This is a genomic window from Rhizobium sp. 05L429 (genome assembly GCF_056397645.1).
Genome location: NZ_JBFTNV010000057.1, coordinates 1 through 22,681 on the forward strand (window position 1 = coordinate 1; position 22,681 = coordinate 22,681).

The 22,681-nt window shown below is 58.6% G+C and carries 24 protein-coding genes; all 24 read right to left on the reverse strand.

Annotated features, from left to right (window positions below; translation table 11 throughout):
- Positions 1-318: tetrahydrofolate dehydrogenase/cyclohydrolase catalytic domain-containing protein (locus AC1DNW_RS34555; RefSeq protein ID WP_477855670.1), on the reverse strand; the 318-nt coding region annotated here is incomplete at its 3' end.
- A 121-nt stretch (positions 319-439) separates the two neighbouring features.
- The gene (locus tag AC1DNW_RS34560; protein WP_113311560.1) at positions 440-2,200 is read right to left on the reverse strand and encodes a GumC domain-containing protein; all 1,761 of its coding nucleotides are present in this window, start codon (positions 2,198-2,200) and stop codon (positions 440-442) included.
- 121 nt (positions 2,201-2,321) lie between these two features.
- A complete protein-coding gene (locus AC1DNW_RS34565; protein ID WP_113311561.1) occupies positions 2,322-3,179 on the reverse strand; it encodes a WecB/TagA/CpsF family glycosyltransferase in 858 nt (285 codons plus the stop codon).
- Positions 3,180-3,464: 285 nt separating this feature from the next.
- Positions 3,465-4,007: a hypothetical protein gene (locus AC1DNW_RS34570; RefSeq protein ID WP_113311562.1), complete on the reverse strand. Its 543-nt coding sequence runs from the start codon at positions 4,005-4,007 to the stop codon at positions 3,465-3,467.
- A complete protein-coding gene (locus AC1DNW_RS34575; protein WP_113300728.1) occupies positions 4,007-4,372 on the reverse strand; it encodes a hypothetical protein in 366 nt (121 codons plus the stop codon). Before AC1DNW_RS34575 ends, AC1DNW_RS34570 begins: the two co-directional genes overlap by 1 nt.
- A gap of 11 nt (positions 4,373-4,383) precedes the next feature.
- Positions 4,384-4,950, reverse strand: coding sequence for a rod-binding protein (locus AC1DNW_RS34580; RefSeq protein WP_113300729.1), 567 nt, complete (start codon positions 4,948-4,950; stop codon positions 4,384-4,386).
- 34 nt (positions 4,951-4,984) lie between these two features.
- On the reverse strand, positions 4,985-5,395 hold the full coding sequence (locus AC1DNW_RS34585; protein ID WP_113300730.1) for a hypothetical protein: 411 nt from the start codon (positions 5,393-5,395) through the stop codon (positions 4,985-4,987).
- 6 nt (positions 5,396-5,401) lie between these two features.
- Positions 5,402-6,154, reverse strand: a complete 753-nt coding sequence (fliR, locus tag AC1DNW_RS34590; protein ID WP_113300731.1) for a flagellar biosynthetic protein FliR — start codon at positions 6,152-6,154, stop codon at positions 5,402-5,404.
- Positions 6,151-8,238: a flagellar biosynthesis protein FlhA gene (flhA, locus tag AC1DNW_RS34595; RefSeq protein ID WP_477855671.1), complete on the reverse strand. Its 2,088-nt coding sequence runs from the start codon at positions 8,236-8,238 to the stop codon at positions 6,151-6,153. Before flhA ends, fliR begins: the two co-directional genes overlap by 4 nt.
- Positions 8,239-8,329: 91 nt before the next feature.
- Complete coding sequence (gene fliQ / locus AC1DNW_RS34600) at positions 8,330-8,596, reverse strand: flagellar biosynthesis protein FliQ (protein ID WP_113300733.1); 267 nt, start codon at positions 8,594-8,596, stop codon at positions 8,330-8,332.
- A 52-nt stretch (positions 8,597-8,648) separates the two neighbouring features.
- Entirely contained in the window at positions 8,649-9,101 is a 453-nt protein-coding gene (flgD, locus tag AC1DNW_RS34605) for a flagellar hook assembly protein FlgD (RefSeq protein WP_113300734.1), read from the reverse strand.
- Positions 9,092-9,541, reverse strand: a complete 450-nt coding sequence (gene flbT, locus AC1DNW_RS34610) for a flagellar biosynthesis repressor FlbT (protein ID WP_113300735.1) — start codon at positions 9,539-9,541, stop codon at positions 9,092-9,094. Before flbT ends, flgD begins: the two co-directional genes overlap by 10 nt.
- Positions 9,538-9,885, reverse strand: a complete 348-nt coding sequence (gene flaF / locus AC1DNW_RS34615) for a flagellar biosynthesis regulator FlaF (protein WP_113300736.1) — start codon at positions 9,883-9,885, stop codon at positions 9,538-9,540. Before flaF ends, flbT begins: the two co-directional genes overlap by 4 nt.
- Before the next feature lie 36 nt (positions 9,886-9,921).
- A complete protein-coding gene (locus AC1DNW_RS34620) occupies positions 9,922-10,974 on the reverse strand; it encodes a flagellar hook-associated family protein (protein ID WP_477855672.1) in 1,053 nt (350 codons plus the stop codon).
- Between the two features lie 3 nt (positions 10,975-10,977).
- Positions 10,978-12,444 carry a flagellar hook-associated protein FlgK gene (flgK, locus tag AC1DNW_RS34625; protein WP_113311563.1) on the reverse strand — a complete coding sequence of 489 codons (1,467 nt, stop codon included), beginning with the start codon at positions 12,442-12,444 and terminating at the stop codon, positions 10,978-10,980.
- A 19-nt stretch (positions 12,445-12,463) separates the two neighbouring features.
- Complete coding sequence (locus tag AC1DNW_RS34630) at positions 12,464-13,765, reverse strand: flagellar hook protein FlgE (RefSeq protein ID WP_113311564.1); 1,302 nt, start codon at positions 13,763-13,765, stop codon at positions 12,464-12,466.
- 127 nt (positions 13,766-13,892) lie between these two features.
- The gene (gene rem, locus AC1DNW_RS34635; RefSeq protein ID WP_113300740.1) at positions 13,893-14,564 is read right to left on the reverse strand and encodes a transcriptional activator Rem; all 672 of its coding nucleotides are present in this window, start codon (positions 14,562-14,564) and stop codon (positions 13,893-13,895) included.
- Positions 14,565-14,844: 280 nt separating this feature from the next.
- Positions 14,845-15,408, reverse strand: coding sequence for a lytic transglycosylase domain-containing protein (locus AC1DNW_RS34640; RefSeq protein ID WP_113311573.1), 564 nt, complete (start codon positions 15,406-15,408; stop codon positions 14,845-14,847).
- On the reverse strand, positions 15,350-16,795 hold the full coding sequence (gene fliK, locus AC1DNW_RS34645; protein WP_113311574.1) for a flagellar hook-length control protein FliK: 1,446 nt from the start codon (positions 16,793-16,795) through the stop codon (positions 15,350-15,352). Before fliK ends, AC1DNW_RS34640 begins: the two co-directional genes overlap by 59 nt.
- A gap of 4 nt (positions 16,796-16,799) precedes the next feature.
- Positions 16,800-18,095 (reverse strand): chemotaxis protein MotC, encoded by a 1,296-nt coding sequence (motC, locus tag AC1DNW_RS34650; RefSeq protein WP_477855673.1) that lies wholly within the window; start codon positions 18,093-18,095, stop codon positions 16,800-16,802.
- 4 nt (positions 18,096-18,099) lie between these two features.
- Positions 18,100-19,380, reverse strand: a complete 1,281-nt coding sequence (locus AC1DNW_RS34655; protein ID WP_113311566.1) for a MotB family protein — start codon at positions 19,378-19,380, stop codon at positions 18,100-18,102.
- On the reverse strand, positions 19,377-20,015 hold the full coding sequence (locus AC1DNW_RS34660; protein ID WP_113311567.1) for a hypothetical protein: 639 nt from the start codon (positions 20,013-20,015) through the stop codon (positions 19,377-19,379). Before AC1DNW_RS34660 ends, AC1DNW_RS34655 begins: the two co-directional genes overlap by 4 nt.
- 196 nt (positions 20,016-20,211) lie before the next feature.
- Positions 20,212-21,165, reverse strand: coding sequence for a flagellin N-terminal helical domain-containing protein (locus tag AC1DNW_RS34665; protein ID WP_477855674.1), 954 nt, complete (start codon positions 21,163-21,165; stop codon positions 20,212-20,214).
- Between the two features lie 288 nt (positions 21,166-21,453).
- Complete coding sequence (locus AC1DNW_RS34670; RefSeq protein ID WP_113300745.1) at positions 21,454-22,362, reverse strand: flagellin N-terminal helical domain-containing protein; 909 nt, start codon at positions 22,360-22,362, stop codon at positions 21,454-21,456.
- Positions 22,363-22,681 lie beyond the last annotated feature (319 nt).

Sequence of the window (22,681 nt, forward strand, 5' to 3'; positions counted from 1 at the left end):
TCGATCGAGATGTTTCGGCAATGGCAGTTGCACGAGAATGCCATGGATCGAGGGATCGGCGTTGAGCGAGGCGACGAGCGTTGCAAGTTCTTCCTGCTTTGTCTCCACCGGCAACGTGTGCTGGATGGATTTGAACCCGCATTCCTTGGCCATGCGGCTCTTCGAGCTGACATAGGTGTGGCTSGCCGGATCGTCGCCGACGATGATGACTGCAAGCCCGGCCTTGATGCCTTTCGCGGCTTCAAGTGCGGTATTTGCCGATTTCACGGTTTCGATTACGGAAGCGGCAACCTGCTTGCCATCGATTACAGTCGTCACGCGTCTTCTCCGCCTAGTTTCGCGCCAGTCTATTCGCCCGCGGCGGGAATGATTTCCCGATAACGCCCTATCCCGTTTAAAAGCGGCAAATGCAAGAGCAATCCTACGGACAGGCTCTCGCTTAAAGCGAGGCCTGGTAGGCGTGAAAACGATCGCGCAGGCTGGCGATCTGCGAACGCAGCACATCGACTTCGTCAGCCGCCTGCGGGACCAGCACCAACGCTGGAACCTGCGCAAGTTCAGGCGCGGGGGCAAAGACTGGAGCCTCGACAGGAACTTGGACCGGCACGTATTCGGGTTGCCGGCGGAAGAGACGCAGCAAGAAAGCCATACCGAGGCCGAGCGCCAGACCGGCAAGGGCCCCGATCAGCGAATGAACGCCGAAGCTATCGTTATCGGACGCCGGCAGCGCAAGGACGGGCTTGCGCACCGTCACCCGGCCATCACCGATGGCACCCGTCGTGGAAACCTCCTCTTCCAGGCGCGAGCGGGCTGCAGACGCCTTTTCGCGCAGTTGGGTCAGCTTGGCGAGATCGACGCCGGTATCGCGGCTCTGGGCAATCAGCGCGTTGCGACGATCGCTGAGTTGCTTGCGCGCATCCACGGCAGTCTTGGCTGCCGCACTTGCGTTCTGGGCGAGGCGCGCCAGTTCCTTGCCGATGCTATCCTTCAGACCATCGATCTCGGACTGCTGCTGCAGCAGACGCGGATGGCGCGGCCCGAGGTCCGCCGAAAGCTGCGCCATCGCGGTCTTGGCGAGCGCGTATTTGTCGCGCAGATCCTGMAGGGCGGGCGAGATCATATCCGGAGCGAGCGAGCCTTCCAATACGTCCGCGAGCTTGGCGGCCTTCAGCCTGTCGGCCAGCTCTTTGGCTGTCAGGATATTGTCGTCGGCATTCTTCAGATCGGCATCGAGCCCGGCGATCTGGCGCTGCAGTTGCGTCGCGACCTTGACGTTGCCCTCGCCGTTCTTCTGGTTGAAGGCCGTGAGCTCTGCCTGAGCCTGATCATTTTCCTTCTTCAAGGCAGTGGCCGCCTCGGCCGCCTTGCCTGCGGCGCTTCCGCCGGTCACTGCATCGGACAGGCGCATGGCGATGCGCGTCGACTTGTCGGCATCCCCTGTCGTTACCATCAGGCGGATCGTGCCAGTTCGGTCGTCGGGAATAACCGCCACGGCAGATTTCAGCGCGGCCTCTGCGCGCGATGCCGGATCGGCGGCTGCACCGCTGCCGGAAAGAAGATCGAAGGCGACGCCAAGCGCATTGGCGCTGCTACCGGCAAATTCCGGATCGCGGTCMAGCTTCAATACCGCAACAGCAGAGGTAATGACCGGTACCGACGAGAGCCTTTTGACCGTATCCCCAACGAGCGCTGCGCGGTTGCCTGCGCCTGCATCCACKGCAAGCGTCGCTTCTGCGGTGTAAAGCGCCGGTGAGGATGGCGTCAGGATGGGAGTGGCAGCGCCGCCAAACGAGAGGGCAGCCACAATGAGAGCGCTTCTTTTCCAGTCCAGGCGCCGCGCTTCGCGCGAAACAGTCGAAATGGGCGCTTTTTCGACAGGAGCAACATGATGAAGCTGGGCGAGCTGCGTCGTCGGCTCCGGCGCAGGGCGAGAGGGTTCAGAAACGGGAGCCGAGGTTATATCGTTTGCAGCCTGCAGGCGCGAACCGAGGATCGTTTCGATCCGGTCCACCAGCGGTTCAGTCTGCCGCGCTTTCGTGCGCTGTTCGTCGAGCAGCCGGCCTATGGCGCGCAGCAGTTCGGCTTCAGAAGGATGGATCTCCGGCGGAGATGGGCTCCTTTCGGCATGACTTTGCCGCTGGCCGCGCGACGAGGCGGTTGCGCGATCATGGAAACTGTTTTTCGCCCTGGAATCGTGCATTGGCGTCACATCTCATGCGCATGGTGGCCGAGTTCGCTCAACCGCGCTGACGCGGATGATTAAGCTACTCTAAATATACATGGCAAAGAAATGGTTAACCGGAGCCTGCAGAAATCTGTAATCAGCCGACTTTCTTTATCTGCTCGATTCTCTTCTGTTCGCCTGCGGTGTGCGCCGCGGCCACCCGTTCATCCGGCTGACTGAGAATACGCGCACGGCGGTTGAAGCGGTACTGGAAGACCCGGAAGAGGAAGACCGGAATACCGAGAATATAGCGGCGCCAGAGGCGTCCCGGCTCCTGAACCAGGCGGTAGGCCCATTCCAGACGCATCATGCGTACCGTCTTCGGTGCACGTGGCACAGTGCCCGAGACGAAATCGAAAAGCGCACCAACCGTCAGAACGAGACGTGCGTGATCGGCGCGGATATTCTGGTGAACCCATTTTTCCTGCAGCGGCGTGCCCATGCCGACGATGAGGATATCGAGTTTCTGGCGCTCCACCTCGGCGATAACGGGTTCGGGATCGGTCTGGTCGAAAAAGCCGTCGGAGATGACGAAGAACTCGTGCCAAGGTGCGTGCTTGGAAAAGTTCTCAGCCGCCTTCTCGACGACCGCACGCGCGCCACCGATAAGGCCGATACGGCGCGGCGTTTCCATGAAGGTCAGGAAGGCCGGCACGAAATCGGTGCCGTTCAGATTCGCGGGGAACGGCGAACCATGCGTGACCTGGGAGGCGATATTCAGGCCGATGCCGTCGGGCAGCACAAGGTTGTGCGACATGATCTGATAGTAATCATCGTCACGCAGGGCCGTCAGCATGTTGTGGGCGTTGACGAAGCAAACCACGGTCTGCCCGACGGGGATGGAAGCCAGTTCGTTGATGAAAACCAGCGCGTCGTCCCAGCCGAGATCGCAGACCGGCAGATCGAAAATCGTCCGCCGCGATGCAAGCACCGCGAAGTTTGCAATCAGATTCATTCCAACCTCCTGCCGAGGGTGCGTCATACGCCCGACATCCCGGAAAATAAGCCCACGTTTCCGCAGCGGAGGTCTTGTGACCAGCAGCGTCCTGCCTGAGGCGACCTCCCCCAACCCGTGGCGGCATCCTCCCAAGCTTGTGCCGTGTTTGTATCAGGTCGGTTTCAAACAACCCTTAGGAAAGAGCATTGGATTTTCATTCGCGTATAAGTAGTTTATTAACCAAGGCGAGAACGCAAAAACGGCGCCTTTCAGCGCCGTTTTCAGCTAACCGGTAGATGAAGATCAGTGACCGGAGGACGGAGCCGGCGTTTCGGTCGCAGGCGCAGTCTCGACGATCTTGACCGGTGCGCCGACCTTCTGCGGCTTGTTGCCGGAATTTTCCTTCACGTCTTCCTTCGGGAGATAGTCGAGCTGTTCGAGCATGACTTCGGCCACATATTCGCCACCGAGACGCTCGTTCATGCCCTTCTTGATCTCCTCGCGAAAAGCCCCTGGATCGAAGGTCTTGATGTTGGAGACATCGACCATCTTGTTGCCGACGAGCAGGCTGAACAGTTCGTCGGTCGTCATCTCCGTGATTGGCAGGTTAAGGCCCGCGATCATGTCCTTGTGCATCATGAACGAGATGCGGCCGAGGAAATAACCGTTGACCGCACCGTTGCCGATGACAGGCACGGTGATCGTCTCGCCCTTCACCAGCTCGAGCGCGCTTTGCTTGGTAGCCGATTCAACCGGCGCCGGCGCAGTCGCCGTGGTCACCGAGAAATAGACCGATGCCAACGTGACGGCGCAGACCCAGACACCGGTAAGGACGAGCTTGATCATCAGGCGTCCCGCGCGACAAACTGTTCCTGGGAATAGGTGCCGTCAGCGTCGGCATCCTGTACGGCATTCTTCAAAAGATCGGCAACCGCGCGAACCGCTTCGAGATGCGCTTCGACGCGACGGGCGTTCAGCGTAAGCTTCTTCTTGAGGCCGTGAAGCTGATCCAGATGCGAAGCGGCAAGTTCGGCCGGATCGGTATCGCGGAAGAGCATCGAGAGCTCGTACAGGCACCGGCTCTTATGCGCATTGGAGACCTTGAGATCGAACTGCGGATCGCTGCCGATCCGGGTGTTCTCATTGTCGATTATCATTTCGAGGCGCCCGAGAACGGATTTGATCCTGTATTCGTTCGAAACTATTTCCATTTTATCCTCGATTATGCGTCGCTTGTTGCGGACTTATTGTCGGCAGTCGGAGTACCGAAGGTCTTGCGCTGAAATTCGTCGATCATGCTCATCGCAGTCTTGCGGTCGTCTTCATTCGTGGAGGCGTTGACGATCTTGCCCTCCTGGCGATGCAGCTGTTCGGAATACATCTGCTTGGCAATACCGATGCCGTCGCCCTTGGCCATGACGTTGCCGAGTTGCTCGGCCATCATGCCCTTCCAGATGTCGCCCGTGGCGCCCTTGCCGAAGACATTCTCGGCATCGCTCGGCAGCATGGACTTCACGAAGTTCTGCAGAACCATGGCCTCGAACTTCCGGTAGGTTTCCGGCACTTCTTCGGTCTTGGTACGGTTCTGAATGTTGTTCAGGCCGCTCCTCTGCTTGACGTGGTCGAGAATGTCGACTGCGGAAGAAAAGCCGTTACCGCTGTCGGCCAGGCTTGTCGCAGCAAAGGCTGCGCGGTTGGCCTTGAGCTTTTCCTGGGCAGCCTGAACCTCCATGGGGTCGGCCGCCTTGACGACGTCCATCACCAGATCGCTGGGGGGTGAAATAGCCACGTTACAATCCTCTAATGTAAGATCGTGGCGATTATTATTTTTGAAGCTTGCTGGAGGCTGGCGTTGCGAATTGCTGATCGATTACGTCGTAGACGGCATTGTCATCTGCCTCGCGACGCTCTGCCTGGAGGGCATCGAGCATGTTTTCTTCAAGCCGGTCGCCCTTGGCTCGCTCGCGCGTCAGGCGCATTTCGTGCACCTGCTGCATACCAGTCAACTGCTGGTCCTTAATGCTCAGCCTGCCGAATCGGTCGGCATAGCTCTGCGAAAAAGCGCGATGGACAGGATCCAGCGACCCGAGCGCGAGAATGGCGACATCCATGGCTACATTGACGTCGGCGCGCTGGCGGCTGGTTTCTGCGAGATCATATTCCGCCATCTTTTCAAGATGCCGCTGCACCGCGACCAGACGCTTGAGCTTGTCGGAACGCTTCTTCTCGATCATCGCCCCTCACCTTCCGACATATATAGCGGCGAAGGATTGGCCGAACTGGCTGATCAGGGCTGCGATCGAGAAATAGAGCAGGAAAAGGCCGCCCATCAGCAGATAGGGCGTGGAGATGAAGTAGACCGGGATCTGCGGCGCGAGCTTGTTGATGAAGCCAATCGAGATGTTGAAGATCAGTCCATAAATCAGATAGGGGCTCGCCAGCCGCAGCATGATGTAGGTGGTCTGCTCCAGCGTATCAGTGAAGGTGATGAGCGTGGAGCGCATCTCCATCAAGCCGCCGAAGGGCATGGTCGTGTAGGAATCGATCAGCGCCCGGAACACGATATGATGAAAGTCCATGATGAAGAGAACCATCAAGCCGGTCATCGTGATGAAGGCGGTCAGGGTGATTTCCGCCGAATCTTCGACGACATCAGTCGTGCTCGGCTGCGTGTAACCAACCATCATGGAGACGATCGAGGCGGCAAATTGCAGGCCGAGCGTATAGAGCCGGGCGAGCATGCCGTACATCACTCCAATCAGCGATTCGCTGAAAATCAGGCCGATATAGGTGCCGGAACTGGTGTGAACGGACGGATAGACGGTGTCCCAAAGCACCGGCAGCACCGCAAGCGAAAGTCCGCCTGCGATGAAGACGCGCAACTGCTCCGGCACACGGGCGGAAGAAAAACCCGGAAGGGTCAGCACGCAGCCACCGATCCGGCAAAAAACCAGAAACAGCGCCAGAACTGTCCCTTGCGGGTCTGAAATCATGAAATCGAGCCCAAAATCTTGATTTCGATGCCCTTTGCCAGTTCCACATGCGAGAGGACGGGAAGCGTTGCGAAGAGTCGCTCGATGATCATGCGAACATAGGAGCGCGTTTCGGGTGACGTGACAAGGGCGAAAGGCAGGCCTCTATCCATGAATTCACGGATAACCTTCGTCGCCTGCTCGCTGAACTCTTCCAGCGTGCGGGGATCGATGTCGAATTCAACGACTTCGCCCTTTGCGTCCCGCTTGAGAGCCTGGTGGAAGGCGAGATCCCATTTGCTGCCGAGCCGCAGGACGCGCAGCACGCCGTTGTCCGCCAGGTCTCCGCAGAGCTGCTGGGCCATGCGGATGCGGACGTGCTCGACGATCTGTTCCGTCTTGCGGACATGCGGGGCAAKTTCGGCAACCGCTTCCAGAATGAGGTGCAGGTTGCGGATCGAGACGCGCTCGGCAAGAAGCAGTTTCAGCACCGCCTGCAGGCCCGAATAGGACATGTGGGACGAGCAGATCTCATCGGCCAGCTTCTTATATTCAGGGTCGAGACGATCGATCAGGATCTTCACGTCCTTGTAGGACAGAAGCTGCGGCAGGTTGTTGCGGATAACCTCGCTCATATGCGTCAGTACGACAGAGACGTTGTCGATCGGCTGGAAGCCTTCCCGCTTCAGATCCTCGGCGAAGTTTTCGAGAATTGAAACCGCCGGCATGCCGAAAGCTGGTTCGCGGATTTCGTCACCCGGAATACTCGGCTTGCGGCCGGCCCCGGTGACGACGAGGACTTCGCCGACACGCAGCAGGTTCGAGGCGACGGTCGTGCCGTGAATACGGATCTGGTACGACTTTTCGGGGATGCCGATATCATCCGTAACCTTGATTTCCGGCACGACGAAGCCGTACTGGGTCGCAAACTTCTTGCGCATCTTGCCGACGCGGAAGGCGAGTTCCTGATGGGCGCCAAGCAGGCGGGTCGAGACCATCTTGCCGAGAGCAAGCTCGATTTCAGAAGTGCGGAGAACCGACTTGACCGAGTCCTTTTCGAGCTCCTTGCTCTGGACAACCTTCTTTTCCTCGGCATCACGGCGGATCTTGTTTTCCGCTTCGACCTGACGCGGAATGAACCAGGCGCCGAAGGCGAGAAGACTGCCGAGGATCACGAAGGGGACAAACGGCAGGCCCGGCATCAGGGCCAGGACGAACATCAGCACGGCCGAGACGGAGAGCGCACGGGGATAGCCGCTCAGCTGATTGACGACCGCCTGGTCGGTGGAGCCGGTGGTGCCGCCGCGCGAGACGAGCAGGCCGGCGGCAAGCGAGACGATGAGGGCCGGCATCTGCGAGACGAGGCCGTCACCGACCGACAGCTTGACGAAGACATCGGCCGCTTCGCCGATCGGCATGCCGTGGCGGAAATAACCGATGATGATGCCGCCGAAGACGTTGATAGCGGTAATGAGAAGACCCGCAACCGCGTCACCGCGAACGAACTTCGACGCACCGTCCATGGCACCGAAGAAGGAGCTTTCTTCTTCCAGTTCCTTGCGGCGGCGCTGAGCTTCCTTCTCGTCGATGATACCGGCAGAGAGGTCGGCATCGATCGACATCTGTTTGCCGGGGATGGCATCAAGGGTGAAACGTGCGCCGACTTCCGCGATACGCGTCGCACCCTTGGTGATGACGATGAAGTTGATGGTGATGAGGATCAGGAAGACGATCAGACCGATGACGAAGTCGCCGGACATGACCAGGCTTGCGAAGCCGGCGATGACGCCGCCTGCCGCGTCGTGCCCTTCGTTGCCGTGCGAAAGGATGACTCGCGTGGTCGCGATGTTCAGCGCCAATCGCGTCATCGTCGCGATCAGAAGGATGGTTGGGAAGGACGAGAAATCGAGAGGCTTCTGGATCCACAGTGCGACCATGAGGATCAGCACCGAGAAGGCGATCGAGAATGCCAGCCCCATGTCGATCAGGAACGGCGGGATCGGCAGGAAGAGGATGCAGATGATACCGATGATGCCCAAGGCAAAACCGATATCACGGATGTTGGGAGCGACTTTCGGAAGGGGTAGTGCAGGTGGTTGCGCCATGGCGATTCCGTCTCTTCATGAGAGGAGGCGGACATCAGAGTCCGCCCAATTCGGATCGACAGTTAAATGGCGAAGCTTGCGCGAAGTTGGCTCAGAAGCCGGACTGGATGCGCGAGAAGACCAGATTGGTGAAGATGGAAACCTGCGAGCCCACGAAGGGTGCGGTAATGCCGACGGTGACCAGAACKGCAACGATCTTCGGGACGAAGGTGAGTGTCGCTTCCTGCACCTGTGTAAGCGCCTGAATGAGCGCGATCACTAGACCGACAATCATCGCTGCAGCAACCGCAGGACCCGCGCCAATGAGAACGGTCCAGATCGCAGCCTGGAACAGATCGAGTGCATCAGCTTCATTCATCGCCAGGCAACCTCATATCGCCTTGAAAGCAGTCAGTCCGGCCTTAGCCGGACTAGGATTCGTCGGTATCGTCGCTCGGTGCGTTGGTCGGCGCCGTATCCGAGATGCTGATTCCCGCCTGGACGAGAACCTTATCCCCATTCTTGAGCGTTGCAACAAGGCCGTCCGAATAAACCTTGACGGATTCGACCTGACCTGTGGTCTTGCCGTCAGCGCTTGTCATATATTTGCCGACATAGCTGCTCGCCTGGGTAAGGCTGGAACTGGTCAGCAGTGTGTCCAGCTTCGAGTTCGTCTGGATCGTCTGCTCGACCTGCGAGAAGCTCGCGAGCTGTGACATCTGCTCGCTGGCATCCATCGGATCGGTCGGATCCTGGTTCTTCATCTGCGCGACAAGCAACTGAAGGAAGTTGTCGTAGTTCAGCGTGGCCTTTTTCTGCGCGGCATTGGACGAGCCATACGTGCTGCTGCCACCGCCTACGCCCTGGGTTCCATCTACCGCCATGGTGCGATCTCCCTGCGAATCTGCTCGACCATTGTCGGGGGCAGCTCGTGATTGTTGAGAATGCCGTCTTCGATCGCGTAGAGACCGCGGATCGCCTTCAGCGCGTCGAAGGCGCGGCCCGTCGAAACGAGTGCATCGATACGCTTCAGCTCGGCGAGGATCTCCTCGTTCTTGAAGCATGTGAGCAGCATCGTGATCGACTTGCGGAACATCGCCGTCGAATGTTCCTTGCCCTCGGGATTGATGAGGATCATCTGGGCAATGAAGTAGAGCTGGCGAAGCGGCGTGGTCGCGGCTTCCGGCTGCAGCACGTGGTTTTCGAGAAGGAACGTCACATCATTCAGGAATTCCAGTGCGACCTTGCGGTCGACACGCAGGACGGCGCCGTTGATGAAGATTCTTTCTCCGGCTTTCAGAGAAATGCGAAGTGTACTTTTCATTTAAGTCCATCCCTGATGATGGTGGTAACGTCGATGATGCCCTGGTAGTTATTCGACTGACGTTTTCTAATTCTGTCGCATTCCTTCAATATCCAGATCGCAATCGAGATGAGGTTCGCCCTGAGCTCGATTTCCAACTGGTTATCGGGATGTTTCAAATCCTCGATAAAGCTGATCCACACCCTTCGCGTATAGAAGAGAGCTTCAATAGACTCCCGGCTGTACTTCTCTTTGTCGCGCGCCGCCGAAAGCAGTTCTATCGAACGTTCGAGAACCTGCCATTCTCGCTCCTTCGCGTCGGCAACCGAGTCTTGCATGACCTCGGCATAAGAGAACTGATACATTCATGCATCCTTCTTTATATTGCGCGCCTTTGCTCATCAAAGGTAGTTTACAAGACTCAACTGCTGGATCTTCGATACGATCGTGTAGGCGGTTTCGAGCTGGGTTTCCAAAGTCTTGACAAGGGTCGAGGCCTCATAGGGATCAACGCCCTGAATATCGACGAGCTTGGTCTGCATGATGTTCGACTGGGCATCGAGCGCGTCATTCGCCTTCTCGACACGCTCCTGTGACAGACCGAGCTGGCTCGCCTGGGTAACGATACCGGTAGTGGCTCTKGTCGTATAGGTGATCGCCTTTGAAGAGACTGCGCTCATTGCGTCCGTGCTAAGGCTCTGCCCCATCAGGGCAGAGGTCACCACCGTCGCCAGAGCGAAGTAACGCATGCCTTCGGAATTGGCATTGGTCGAGGACTGAACAACTTCCGAATTGCTGATACGGCTCGTCATGTTCTGGCTGGACGCCTTCGACCAGCCGGTGGTCGGATCCGTCCAGGCCGCTTCGCTGAACATCGGCTCGACCTTGGTCTCGATGAAGGTCTTCATCTCGTCGCCGGTGAGCTGGTTGACCGCCTTCGGTGTCGGCAGACCTGCCGCATAGGTATTCAGAGCTGCAACGATCGCCGCCGAAGTCGCAGTGGTTTTATCCGTTAGCGGCTGGATGTCGGTGTTGATGCCGGCAAAAAGATATTCGCCGTTCACCATCGAGTTCGACGTGTCCATCATCGTGGAAAGCGCKCTCGTGGCCGACTGGATTGCGACCGTGATGCTGCCCGGATCGTGGCTGCTCTGAAGCGCGGTCAGCTTGGACAGGAAGCTGTCGCCGGCCTTCTTCATTTTATCGAGCCCGGTTTGAGCCGATTCCATGCGGGCGTCGACGAGAGCGTTGCTCAGCTTGATCGATTTGATGCGGTCGACTTCGCGGGTAAAGTCGATGCTCTTGGCTGCGTAACCCCCAAGCGACACACCGATATCGGCGTAGGTGCCGGTGGTCGCTTCCATCGTCGCCTTCGTCATCTGGTTCTGCGCCTGACGGATCGTCAATCGCATGGCGTTTTGGATGGCCGAACTTGAAATAAATGAGCTTTTCATGGCTTAACTCGCAATATCCAGCAATGCTTTCAACATTTCATCAACGGCGTTCAAAATCTTGGTCGCCGCCTTGTAGGACTGTTCGATGTCGAGAAGGAGCGTCAGTTCCTCATCGAGATTGACGCCCGTTTCATTGGAATAAGCTTCATCGGTTCGTGCGGCGGCAGCCTGGGTGTTTTCCGCAGCCGTGGTCGCATCGCTGCGGTTCTGCTCGAGCCAGCCAATCGAATTGGTGGCGTAGCTCATGATGCTGACATTGGTGTCCAGGCCCGAATCGGTGTCGAACGGAATGCCACTGTCCATCGCCGTATAGAGGCGGTCGAGTTCTGCGGAGTAGCCACTCGAACCCGTCGTGTTCTTCGGCGGCCCACCGTTGATGTTGCCATCGCGCAGGCGCATGGGATCGCCGGCCGGAGTGCCGCTCGTTATGACACCCTTATTGATAGCAATCGTTCCAGCGATGCCATCGATGATGCCGCCACCTGGCGGAACTGGCGGAACTCCGCCAGCCGTGCCCGTTTGCGGGTCTGACCAGACGAAAAGACCGGGTGCGCCAGCTTCCTGATAGAGATTGACAAGACCACGGGCGACCTCGTCGAGCTGGCTCTGGAACTTCGGCGCGATATCGTCGCGGACTTGCAGGAGCGAAGCGAGGCTGCCCTGGGCATTGGTCGATGCGCCCGTCCCCATATTGACGGCAACGCCGTCGATATAGACCTTGTTGCCTTTCGTGCTCGCCGCATAGGACTGCGTCGGCTCGAAGCTGACCGAGCGCGGGATCGTCTCGAACAGGGTGGTGCCATCGGCCGTATAGAGCACCATATCATTGTTGGGGCGCTGAACCGTCTGTACGCCAACGATCTGATTGATCTGCTTGAGAACCTTTTCACGCTCGTCGAGTGCGCTCGAAGGATCCTCATTACCCGCCGTCGCCTTCTTGACGGCGTTGTTTGCCGTTTCGAACTGCTTCAGGAGGCTGTTCAGCGAGTCGACCTGGTTCTTGACCTGCTTGTCGGCATCGGAACGCTGCTGCTGGACGGCCTTGGAGGCATTGTTCAGCGAGGTGACGACATCCTGTGCCGCAGTGATCGCGCCTTGTGCGGCGATCAGGTCGCCAGGGGTGGCGCGGAACGTGCCGAGCTTGTCGCGGAAGGCGCGCAGCGCCACTTCCGGAGACGTCTCGTTGTTGTTGCCACCCATGATCGACTTCAGATCTTCAAGGCCGCTCAGCAGGGTCTGCTGGGAGCTATCCTGTGAGGAGGCCTTGAGATATTGTTTCAGCAGTGCATCTTCCTGTGCGCGGCTGATCTTGACCACCTGGGCGCCGTTCAGCGAGGTGGAGAGCATCGCCTGCCGGCGCACATAGTCCTTGTTGCCGGCGTTCGAGATATTGTTCGATACGATGCTGCTCTGTGCGCCCGTATTGTTGAATATGCTCTGCGCGGTGTTAAGTGCTGAAGTGAGCGACATGGCTTACCCGTTACCCTTATTAACGCTTGAGGTTGACGAGAACGTCCATGAGATCGGAACCCGTCTGGAACACCTTGGAGTTGGCGGTGTAGCTGCGCTGGGATTCGATCATTTCCGTCAGCTCGCCGGCGAGGTCGACGTTCGAGCCTTCGAGGGCGCCCGACTGGATCTTGCCCAAGCCGCTGGTCTGCGGGAAGCCGGTAACAGTCACGCCCGACTTGCCGTTGGCCGAGTAGACGTTGCCGGACATCAGCGTCAGCAGGTCCGGGCTCGGCACATTGGCGAGCGGGATCTGGAAGACGGGCTTGGTGCTGCCGTCATCGTACTTCGAGTAGACGATACCGTCGGAGTCGATGGTGATATCGACCGGCGAATTCGCGCCCTGACCGTCGACGTTGCCAGTGCCCGAGAAGTTGTCGCCAACCTGGGAGAGGTCGAGCGTCATCTTGATGGTGAGGCCCGTCTTGGGGTCGACGATGTTTGTCGTCGACGGAGCCACCGGCACCGTCATCTCGCCCTTGTCGTTGAACTGGATAGTGGTGGTGTTCACCGGACCCGACGTATAGGGGAAGGAACTCGTGCCGGTCGCTGCCTTGTCAGCATTGCGGTAGACCGCCATTTCCCACTGGGTCGTACCAGCCGCTGCCGGCGGAGATGCCGGGTTTGGAACCTTGGTGTAGTAGATGTCGTACATCACCTTACTGCCGAGCTTGTCGTAGGTGACCATCGAGTACTTCTGCGTGTCCGTGGTCGCCGTAGCGGCGTTTGCGCTCGGCAGATTGGCCGGAACAGTTACAATCTTCGCACCGGGCTTCAGATTGCCGTTCCATGTACCGTTTGCGGTCGGAACGGCTTGCAGCTTCTGGTCGCCGAGTACGTTGATCGGAACGAGGCCATCGAAACCGTTGACGACGACGGCCGGAGCCGAGGCGCCCCATGGATAACCCATGAGCGTGAAGCCGGCCGAGTTGACGAGGTTGCCGCTGTCGTCCTTCGTAAAGTCGCCGGCGCGGGTCAGGACAGGAACGCCGTCAGCGCCCTGGACGATGAAGAAGCCGTCGCCGGAAATTGCGAGGTCGTAACCGGAGGTCGTGTAGGAAATATCGCCCTGGTCGGAGACAGCCTGACGAACCGTCGTCGTCACGCCGCCCGAGTTGTAGTTGCCGGAGCCCGATGGCAGGACCAGCGACGAGAACGCGGTCGAAACAGCCTTGTAACCGCTGGTGTTCACGTTGGCGATATTATCGGAGACGGTGCTGAGGCGGTTTGCCTGCGCGTTCATCCCCGAGACTGCCGTCTTCATGCTGCCGAAAATGCTCATCTGAAAACCTCGTTTTACCTGTTAAATACAACAGTATTTGGCGGGCCTTGCGTGAAGCTGTCTGTTGCGCCGGGTCGCCGATGGAAATATTCCGGCTTTCCCGCGCGGCATGGCCCGCGCCGAAAAATCAATTCCAATCAATGCAATAGCCAAGGAAACGCTTGGAATCGACCGGGTCGACACCGAGCTTCTTGCGCAGCTTCTTGCGCAGCTTGGAGATGTGGCTTTCAACGACGTTTTCTTCGACTTCCTCGTCGAAAATGCCGTAGATCGCATTGAAGATCTGCGTCTTGGTGACACGACGACCGCGATTGGCGATCAAGTATTCCAGGATGCGACGCTCGCGACGCGGCAAAGCAAAGACCTCGCCGTGGATTTCCGGATCGCGACCGTCCGAGAAGACGCGGATCCCGCCGATGTCGGTGTAGTTTGTGATCGCCTTCAGGCGGCGACGGATTGCAGCAGCACGCGCGAGAATCTCGCGAGGATGCACCGGCTTGCGTACAACGTCGTCGACGCCGCAGTCGAAAAGCGCAAGTGTGTTTTCGAGCGACGGCTGGTCGCTGACGGCAATCACAGGCGCCATCGAGCGATCGCGTATGGCACGCGGCAACTCCATGGTGCGCTGCCCCTGACCAATCAGGAATGCCTCGACCGCGGCGATGTCCGAATCAGCCGCCGTCTGCACCCATTCGCCGAATTCACTGGGATCAAAGCCGGTTGAGGGAATGCCCTCACGGCCAAAAAGAGAAGTGTAACCATCCTTCACGAGCTCACGCTCATCAACCACTACGATCATTCGTCCGCCTCCGAATCAGTGTGGCACATCGATGATCTATGGATACGAATCGCGCGAATCAGCGGCTACTCGTGAAAGTTAATGGCGGAAATTAATAATTGATTAAGAATTGGGTGCCGATTTGATCTACATATAGTATGCCGAGCCTGTTATGCACACAAAAATTTCGTGGAAAAGTTAACGCCCGGTTAATTGCGGCTTGCAAGCGGGATTCCTGCCGGATTCCTGCCACACTCTGACACAGTTTGGTCATAATTCGGTAATTCAATTATTAATTGAATTAATTTGCGCAGAAATTGCTCGCATTGGGAGTCCACTTGCCGTAGCCGGTGGCAACGAGATTTGCGATGACGCGGCAGACATACTGCTTCTGAGCGGGGTTGTTGTTCGGCCCCGCGTGGTATCTGGCTACCGCCATGGTCCACGTCTCGTGACGGTCGTGAAGGTTGCGCAGGAACTTCGCAGCATATTCCACGTTGCGATGGGGATCGAACATTTCCTCTACGGAGCTGAAGTTCTCGCCGTGGAAATAGTGATTGATCTGCATACATCCGATATCGATGAGCTTCGCGCCGCCTCTGCTGGAGGTGTCGAATTGCCGCAATGCGGCCTGCTCGGAGGATGGAAACAGGGCCTTCCCTTCGACGTTCATCGCATATGGATAGAGCGATCCCTTGCGGCCGGTTTCCGTCAGCCCGACTGAATAGAGAATTCCTTCCGGAATGCCGTATTTGGCCGCTGCTGACTGGATTTCACGCTCACAGGCGCCGGTAGAGGCCGATGCGCTAGAGGTAAACGCTACCAGAGCGGCTGCCGCCAGCGTCGACAGCAGAAGCGTTCTCAACACCGTTGCCGCCCGCACCATTGAAGCCTCCATCCGTCTGCTGCGCTGTCTGGTTCTGGCGCTCGCGCGCCTCGCCGCCCTGGCCTTGTCCCTGCTGGGCAAGCGATTGCTGCTGGGAAGCCTGTCCCTGGCCGTTTGCCTGGCTACCGGTATCGGCTCGCTCCACAGGCGCCATGCTGATGGTCACGTTATCGACCGCATAGCCCTGGCTGCGCAACGCCTCGAGAATCTTGCCGTGATCTTCCTTGAGCTGGCGATAGGCCGCACCGGTCTCGACCTTGAGGTCGACGCTCAGCGCATCACCTGACAGGCGCATCGTGGCCGTGACGGGGCCAAGATCGATCGGGCTCATCTGGATCTTGAGGGTGTTCACCACCTTGCCGGTGCTCGTCCATTCGGCGGCGTTCGACAAAGCGGAACTCGGCTGCATGGCACGCGCCCATTCGCTGTCGCCCGAAAGTGCCGCTGTCACGTTTGCGGAATTCGGATTCTGCACGAGGCCGAGATAGCGGCGGGAGTCCAGGACGGAAACATTTTCAACGTTCGACTTTGCCGACTTCTCCGAGCCAGGCTGTTCAGTGCCGATATGCATGTCCATCGACTGACCGCGGCCATCGGCCCGGCTGATCCTGAAGGTCTTGCCCTCGACGCCTTCGGCATTCTCCGTTCCCGGCACGCGCGTGTCATCGTGATGCGTGGCAACGGCTGCCAGAGCATCCGACACATGCGCATCGCCCTTGGCGCCATTTACGCCTTCAGTTTTCGCGTCCTTTTTTCCGGCCGTCGCATCATCGGCCTTCGCCGCAGCGTGATGCGCGGATGCCTGGAGCACAGCCGCGGCGTCCCCTGGCTCCTTCTTCAGAAGGCCGAGGACATCGGTGATATCGCCGTCGCCGGCTTCAGCATCGGTGCCCGCGTCGATATCGCCATCAAGCGCGCTGGCCTTGGTGTGCTTGCCTGGCTTGCCCACTGCTTGCGCTGCGGTCTCGGCCGCCAGATCCTTGGCGTCCGGCTTGCCAAGCCCGAAGACAGCCGTGTTCTTGCCCTGGCCTTTTTCGGACTTCGCAGGCATCTTGCCGGCGTCTGCGATCGTCTCGGGCTGCACGTCCGTCTGTCCTTTGAGCGATGCGTCGTTCAAATCGATCAGCGGCTTCGAATTGCGGTTGCGCAGGTTGCGTGCCGCGGTTTCCGCGCTGCCACCCGCGGCATGCTCGTCGGACGTATCGACGGCATCCGTATCCTGATCTGCATTGGCTGCCTTGGAGAGGGCATCTGAAAAGCCGCCCTTCTGATCCGCAGCCTCGCCCTTGCCGGCCCCCCGACCGGTCTTTACGGACGCAGACGCATCCGTGCCGGGCGCTCCGCCCGAGACGCTGATATCCATCATCATCTTACTTGCCTTCCTGGGCCAGGAGACCGTCGATTTCGTCGAGCTTGGATCGATTGGTCGTCACGAACGAGGTGAATGAAGGGTCGACATCCTGGCTTCCCTTGCCAGCAGCCGCGCCTTCGATAACAGGTTCCGKAGCAGCGGCCAGCGCTCCTTCCGGTTGCGCAGCCGTGGCGGCTGCAGCCTGTTCAGAAGTGATTTCTTGATTAGTATTATTAGGGGTGGAGCCTTGTGTCAGGCTTGCCGGATCCGGAGCCCGCAATATCTGCTCGGCGACGGATCTTGCGGCGGCTTGCAGCGCCTGGTCCTGCGGCGAGAGCGACGCGCCGGATATATTGGCGATGTATTTGGCAGCCTGGTCGATATTGTCGGTGGGGACGTTCGCCATGCCGTTGTAAAAATCGGCGAGCGGTCCGAAGGGATTTTCCGTCCCCTCGCCCAACGATTGGACGCGCTGGGCGGCCATGCGCGCGAGATCGGGCTTTCCGGCGATCGCGGCGGCGCGCGCGACGCGCAGATAGACCTCTCGCTGCCGCGGCGCATCCATGAAGGACAGGATATCGACCACCGTCTGCGGATTGACATCATGATCATGGCTGACGATCAGCTTCACGAAGAGATCGGCAAACTGGCTGGCATAGGGCGAATGAAGAAAGCGGCGGACATAGCGCTGCGAATAGGCAAGCCCCTTGTCGACCTGCCCGGTTTCGACGCAAATGGCGACCGAGCGGCGCAACGCCGCCTCCTCCACGATGGTGCCGGGTGCATTGAGCCGCGCCCTGTCATACAGCGTAAGGGCATCCACTGGTTTCGTGGCGATCAGTACATTGCCGCCGATCAGCGCCAGATAGGGGCCGATCTTCTTGCCTTCATATTCCTTGGCCGTTTCTTCCAGCGTCTTGGAGACAAGCAGGCCCTTGCCGCTTAGATATTTCCGCAACACGTCGGTGACGCGATTGTCGAAGTAGCCATTGACGTCATGGGCGACGAGATATTCCAGCGTCTGAGGATTGCCCCCGCTCATCACGTAGATCAGCGCGGCATCGACATTGCGATCGTCATCGTAGACGGACGGATCGACGTTGCGCAGACGCTGATCGATCTTGCCGAGCATGAAGCGCTGCATTTCACCGGCGGAATGATCGCCTGCTACAACCGAGTCCTGAACGAACTGCAGAGAGCGCAGCATCTTGTATGGCGCGAGATCGTCCGCATCCGCGGCATGACCGACGGCAGGCGACATCATCGCCAGGCCGAAGACCGCATATCTGAAATAGCGATGCTGCCTGCGCGTCATGCGACTATCCTTGATTTGCCTGCACGAGTATCTCGATCCGGCGGTTTGACGCGTTGAAGGGGTCCTCGGGCAACTTCAGGCGACGGTCAGCGAAGCCGGAAACCTGGGAAATGCGCTTCTCATCGAGGCCGCCGCGAACGAGCATGTAGTAAGCGCTCTGGGCACGGTCCATCGAGAGACGCCAGTTCTCGTTGAGATCGCCCTTGAATTTCCGGCCGTCCGTATGGCCACGGACGGCGACGGCGCCGCCCCTCTGCTTCAGGATCGCGCCGATCTTCTGCATCGCGAGCACCATCTCCTGGCGCGGCACTGCAGAGCCGATGTTGAACATGGAGTCGTCGTTCTGGTCGGAAATGCTCACCAGCAGGCCACCCTCGGACGCCGTCACCGTCAGGCCCTCGGCGAGCTTGCCGGCGACGCCCGCGATCTGCTGGGCAATCTCTTGCTGCAGTTCCTCGGCCTGCTGCTTCTCTTCGGCTTGCTTGGCCTCTTCCTTTTTGTCGGCGTCCTTGGTCTTGTCCGCCTGCTTGTCTTTGGTCTTATCCGCCTTCTTGTCCGCCTGCTTCTCTGTCGAAGCGGCGACGGCAGCGCTGTTGGGGTCCTTGCTCAGCAGAGTGGAGGGCTGGCTATTTTCGGCCTTGGCGAGTTCATTCGGCTTGGCCTGCGAATCGAGCGGCGAAGGCTGCTGCGGCTTGCCGGCGGTGGTAACTTCGACCTGCTTGGTCCAGAAATCCGGATCGAAGGGGTCGCGGTAGGCTTCGCCGCCATCGGCACCAGTAGCCGGGCCTGAATCCGCCGCACCGCCGTCACCCTTGGCGCTAACATTTGCCTGCTGGCCAACTTCCTGGGCGATCTCGGCGAGAACGGAATAAGGGTTCTCGAAGAAATCGGCTTCCGAATAATTGGTCTTGTCACCCGAGGTCGAGGTCTGGTCCTCACCGTCAGCGGCAGACTTGCCCTGGTTCGGATTCTCTTCCTTATTCTTCGACTTTTCCTGGTTCTGCTCGCCCTCGGCTTGGTCGACGGGCTTCTTCAAGCCTTTTTCGGTCGGCTTTTCGTCGGAAAGCTTGATCGGATTAAAATAGGTCGCGATCGAGGCCTTGGTTTCTTCGTTGGCGGCGTTGACGAGCCACATGACGAGGAAGAAGGCCATCATTGCCGTCATGAAGTCGGCATAGGCAATTTTCCACGCACCGCCATGAGCGCCGTCGTGATCCCCACCGCCATGTTTCTTGACGATGATGATCTCGTTCTTACCGTGGTGATGGTTTTCGCCGTCGCTCATTCGGACACTTTCTTCAAGCTGGCCGCCCAGGCGGAGATGCGGGTAACGAGCACAGTTTCGCCAATCTCGGCAGCAAGGTCGATGTCATCAGCCTCATGATGGCGGACCAATGCCGCATGCTCTGCGAGTTCATCCTTGAGGATATCGAAAAGCTTGGCCGGACCGCGCACGATGATTGGGGCGGCCGCGCCGTCGAGGATCGCCTCGCGCAGCAGGACGGCAAGATTTTCCGTTGCTTTTTTCGAGAGCGCTTCAGTCATGATCGGTGTGATGGCTGAAGCGGTCATTTCGCTGACGAGCGTGGCAATCTCTTCGGCCATGTCACGGATACGGGAAGCAATTACCGCAGCCGCTTCGATCTCGTAGCGAAGTTTCAGCTCCTCGATCTCACGGACATGAGCTTCGGCCGCCGTTTGGGCTTCGCCTTCGTATTTTTCGGTCAGTTCCACGGTCGCAGCCGCAAAGCCTTCGGAATAAGCCTCGCGCCGCTCCGCCTCGACGTCGATTTCGGGTTCCGGCGGCAGTTCCGCAAATGTGGAGGTGGTTTCTGCGGCGAAATCATCAACATCGATGATCGGTGCCGAGGGACCCGGCTCACCGAAATCCTTCAAATACCGGGAAAGCATAATGCTCATAAAAAACCGTCCAGTATTCGGGAGGCACGCGGCATGCCCCCGCTTGAAAAATGACCATCGTCCTTGTCGGCATGCCGTTCCGATTCGGGAGAGGCCCAGAGCCTGTCGCCGGCATGGATTCGGACGTTGCCTTCATGCCGGAAACTAGAAACCCAAACTTGCGCGAGGATGAATGGCGCCGCCCTCGCACCGATCATTATTCGAGCAGGATAAGAATCTTGCTGGCGGATGCGTTCAGAATGGAGATCGCTTCAACGGCCATCTGTTTCTGGGTTTCGATAGCCTTCTGGCGGGTCGAGGCCTCGTCCATATCGGTGTCGACCAAGGCGCCAACGCTCTTATCGACAGCGTCAGACAGGTCTGCGGTATAGTCGATCTGATCGTCGATGCGGGCTTTCATGATACCGATCCCTGCTGCCGAATTGGTAAGCTGCTTGAGCATGGAGTCCGTGGCCGTCAGCATATCCGTGAGCTGCGAGTCGGTGGTCGACTTGCCGATGGAGATTTCCGTGCCGGTCGCGGGCGTCGCGGAGTTAACGTTCAGCAGATAGTAATTGCGGACCGGCGTGCCGTCAGCATTGCCATTGACCGCCTTGGTAAACAGGCCGCCATTGGCATTGTTCCTGTCGATCAGGATGGTCTGGGACGACGGAAAGTCGATGGTCTGCGCCTGATATTCGCCTGTCGGGGCGCGCACGAAGCTGCCGATGATCTTCCACTGCGGGGGTGYCGCAGGCTCGCCGTTCAACAGCCAGTTTTCGCCAGCGAACGACGTTCCCTCGACCATCGTCTGGAGCTGGTTCTTGTATTCGGTGATTTCCGCATTGATCTTGTCCTTGTCGGCGCCGGGCTCACGCGCAGCAACCAGCTTGGCTCTGAGATCGCCGAGGAGATCGATGGCCGAATTCATCGCCGTATAGGTCGCATCAACCTTTGCGGCGCCGAGGCCAAGGGCATCGCCAATGGTGCCTAGATTGGTACTGTCAGCGCGCATGACGCTCGCGATCGACCAATAGGTCGCATCGTCGGCCGCGGTGGCGACCCGCTTCGCCGTAGAAATCTGCTGCTGTACGTCGGTTGATTCTTTAGTGATGCTGCGCAGCACTGCAAGCGCACTCACCGCGGCCGCGTTGGTAATCTTGACGGTCATCGACATGGTCTCGGAAAGGTGATGGGATCAGGCCGGTTTTGCCGGCAGCGACTGAACTGGCTTCATGCCGCCGGCGGGTCCCCCACACCGGTGCGTCGCAAACAAATCAACTCCTGGTAAGGTTAACCCGATATCAACGATTTTCGCAAGAGCGCAAACAGGATTAAAACAGCAACATCGCTGTCCTTGCAAGTAATTGAAATAAAAGAAAAACCGCGCCGTTTCGGCGCGGTTTCCAGGTTGCCGCAAATTGGCGACACAAGGTTTGATCCAGCTTCAACCGCTGGCTTAGCTGCGGAAGAGCGTGAGGACGTTCTGAGCGCTGGAGTTAGCAATCGAGAGCGACTGGATCGCGAGTTGCTGTTGCGTCTGTAGTGCCGTGAGCCTGCTCGATTCCTCTTCCATGTCGGCGTCCACGAGGCGGCCGACACCCGAGTCGATCGAGTCACCGAGGGCGGCGACGAAGGTTTCCTGCAGCTCGATGCGGTTGGAAATGGAGCCGAGCTGAGAAGCTGCCTTCGTCATCGCCTCCAGGCCCGATTCGATTGCTGTCAGTGCCATAGCGATTTCCGTCTGACCAAAGGAGGTGATGTTCATGGTGTAGATCGACCCGATCGTGCCGTTGGCGCTGCCGATAACGCCGGTGCTCGAATCGATGGTTCCGGTCGTGGTCATGCCGAACAGCACGTTACCGTTGGAAGCCGCGTTCAGGACATAATCGGTCGTCTTGACCGAGACATTGCCGTTGCCGTCGCGGACGAAGGTGGAAACGACGCTCTTGGTCGAGTTGCCTGCAACCCAGTTCTCACCGGAGAAGGAAGCCGACTGGGAGATGCTCATGAGCTGAGCCTGGAGCTGGGCGATTTCTTCCTGGACCTTGGTCTTGTCGACACCCTTTTCAGTTGCTGCGACGATCTTGGATTTGATCTCGCTGACGACGTCGATGGCATTGTCCATGGCGGTGTAGGCCGTATCGACCTTGGCAGCGCCGAGGCCGAGGGCGTCGGAAACGGCCGAGAGGGCCTTGTTGTCCGAACGCATGGTCGTCGCGATGGACCAATAGGCTGCGTTATCTGCTGCCTTTTCAACGCGATAGCCGGAAGATACGCGACCTTGAGTATCCTGAAGATTGTTGCTGATACCCCGGAGGGTCTGGAGGGCGGCCATAGCCGCGACGTTCGTCAAAATGCTTGTCATGAAATGATTGCCCCTTGCTGGCAGACATTAAAAAAAGGGACATTCCGGAATAGCGACCGGGAACGACGATCAGCCTTCATGCCTGTTAACCCGTTCTTAAATTTGGTTAACTCGCCGTCTCGTTGAGACGCAGATGACAGCAATATGGTTAATCAATCGTTAACGGAAATTAAAAAAAGCCGCGCTCCATGGAAGCGCGGCTTGATTTCGATAGAACCCGCCGGTTACCCGGCGGGCTATATTTCGCGATCCTATTAGCCGCGGAAGAGCGACAGGATGTTCTGCGAAGAGGAGTTGGCGATCGAGAGAGACTGGATCG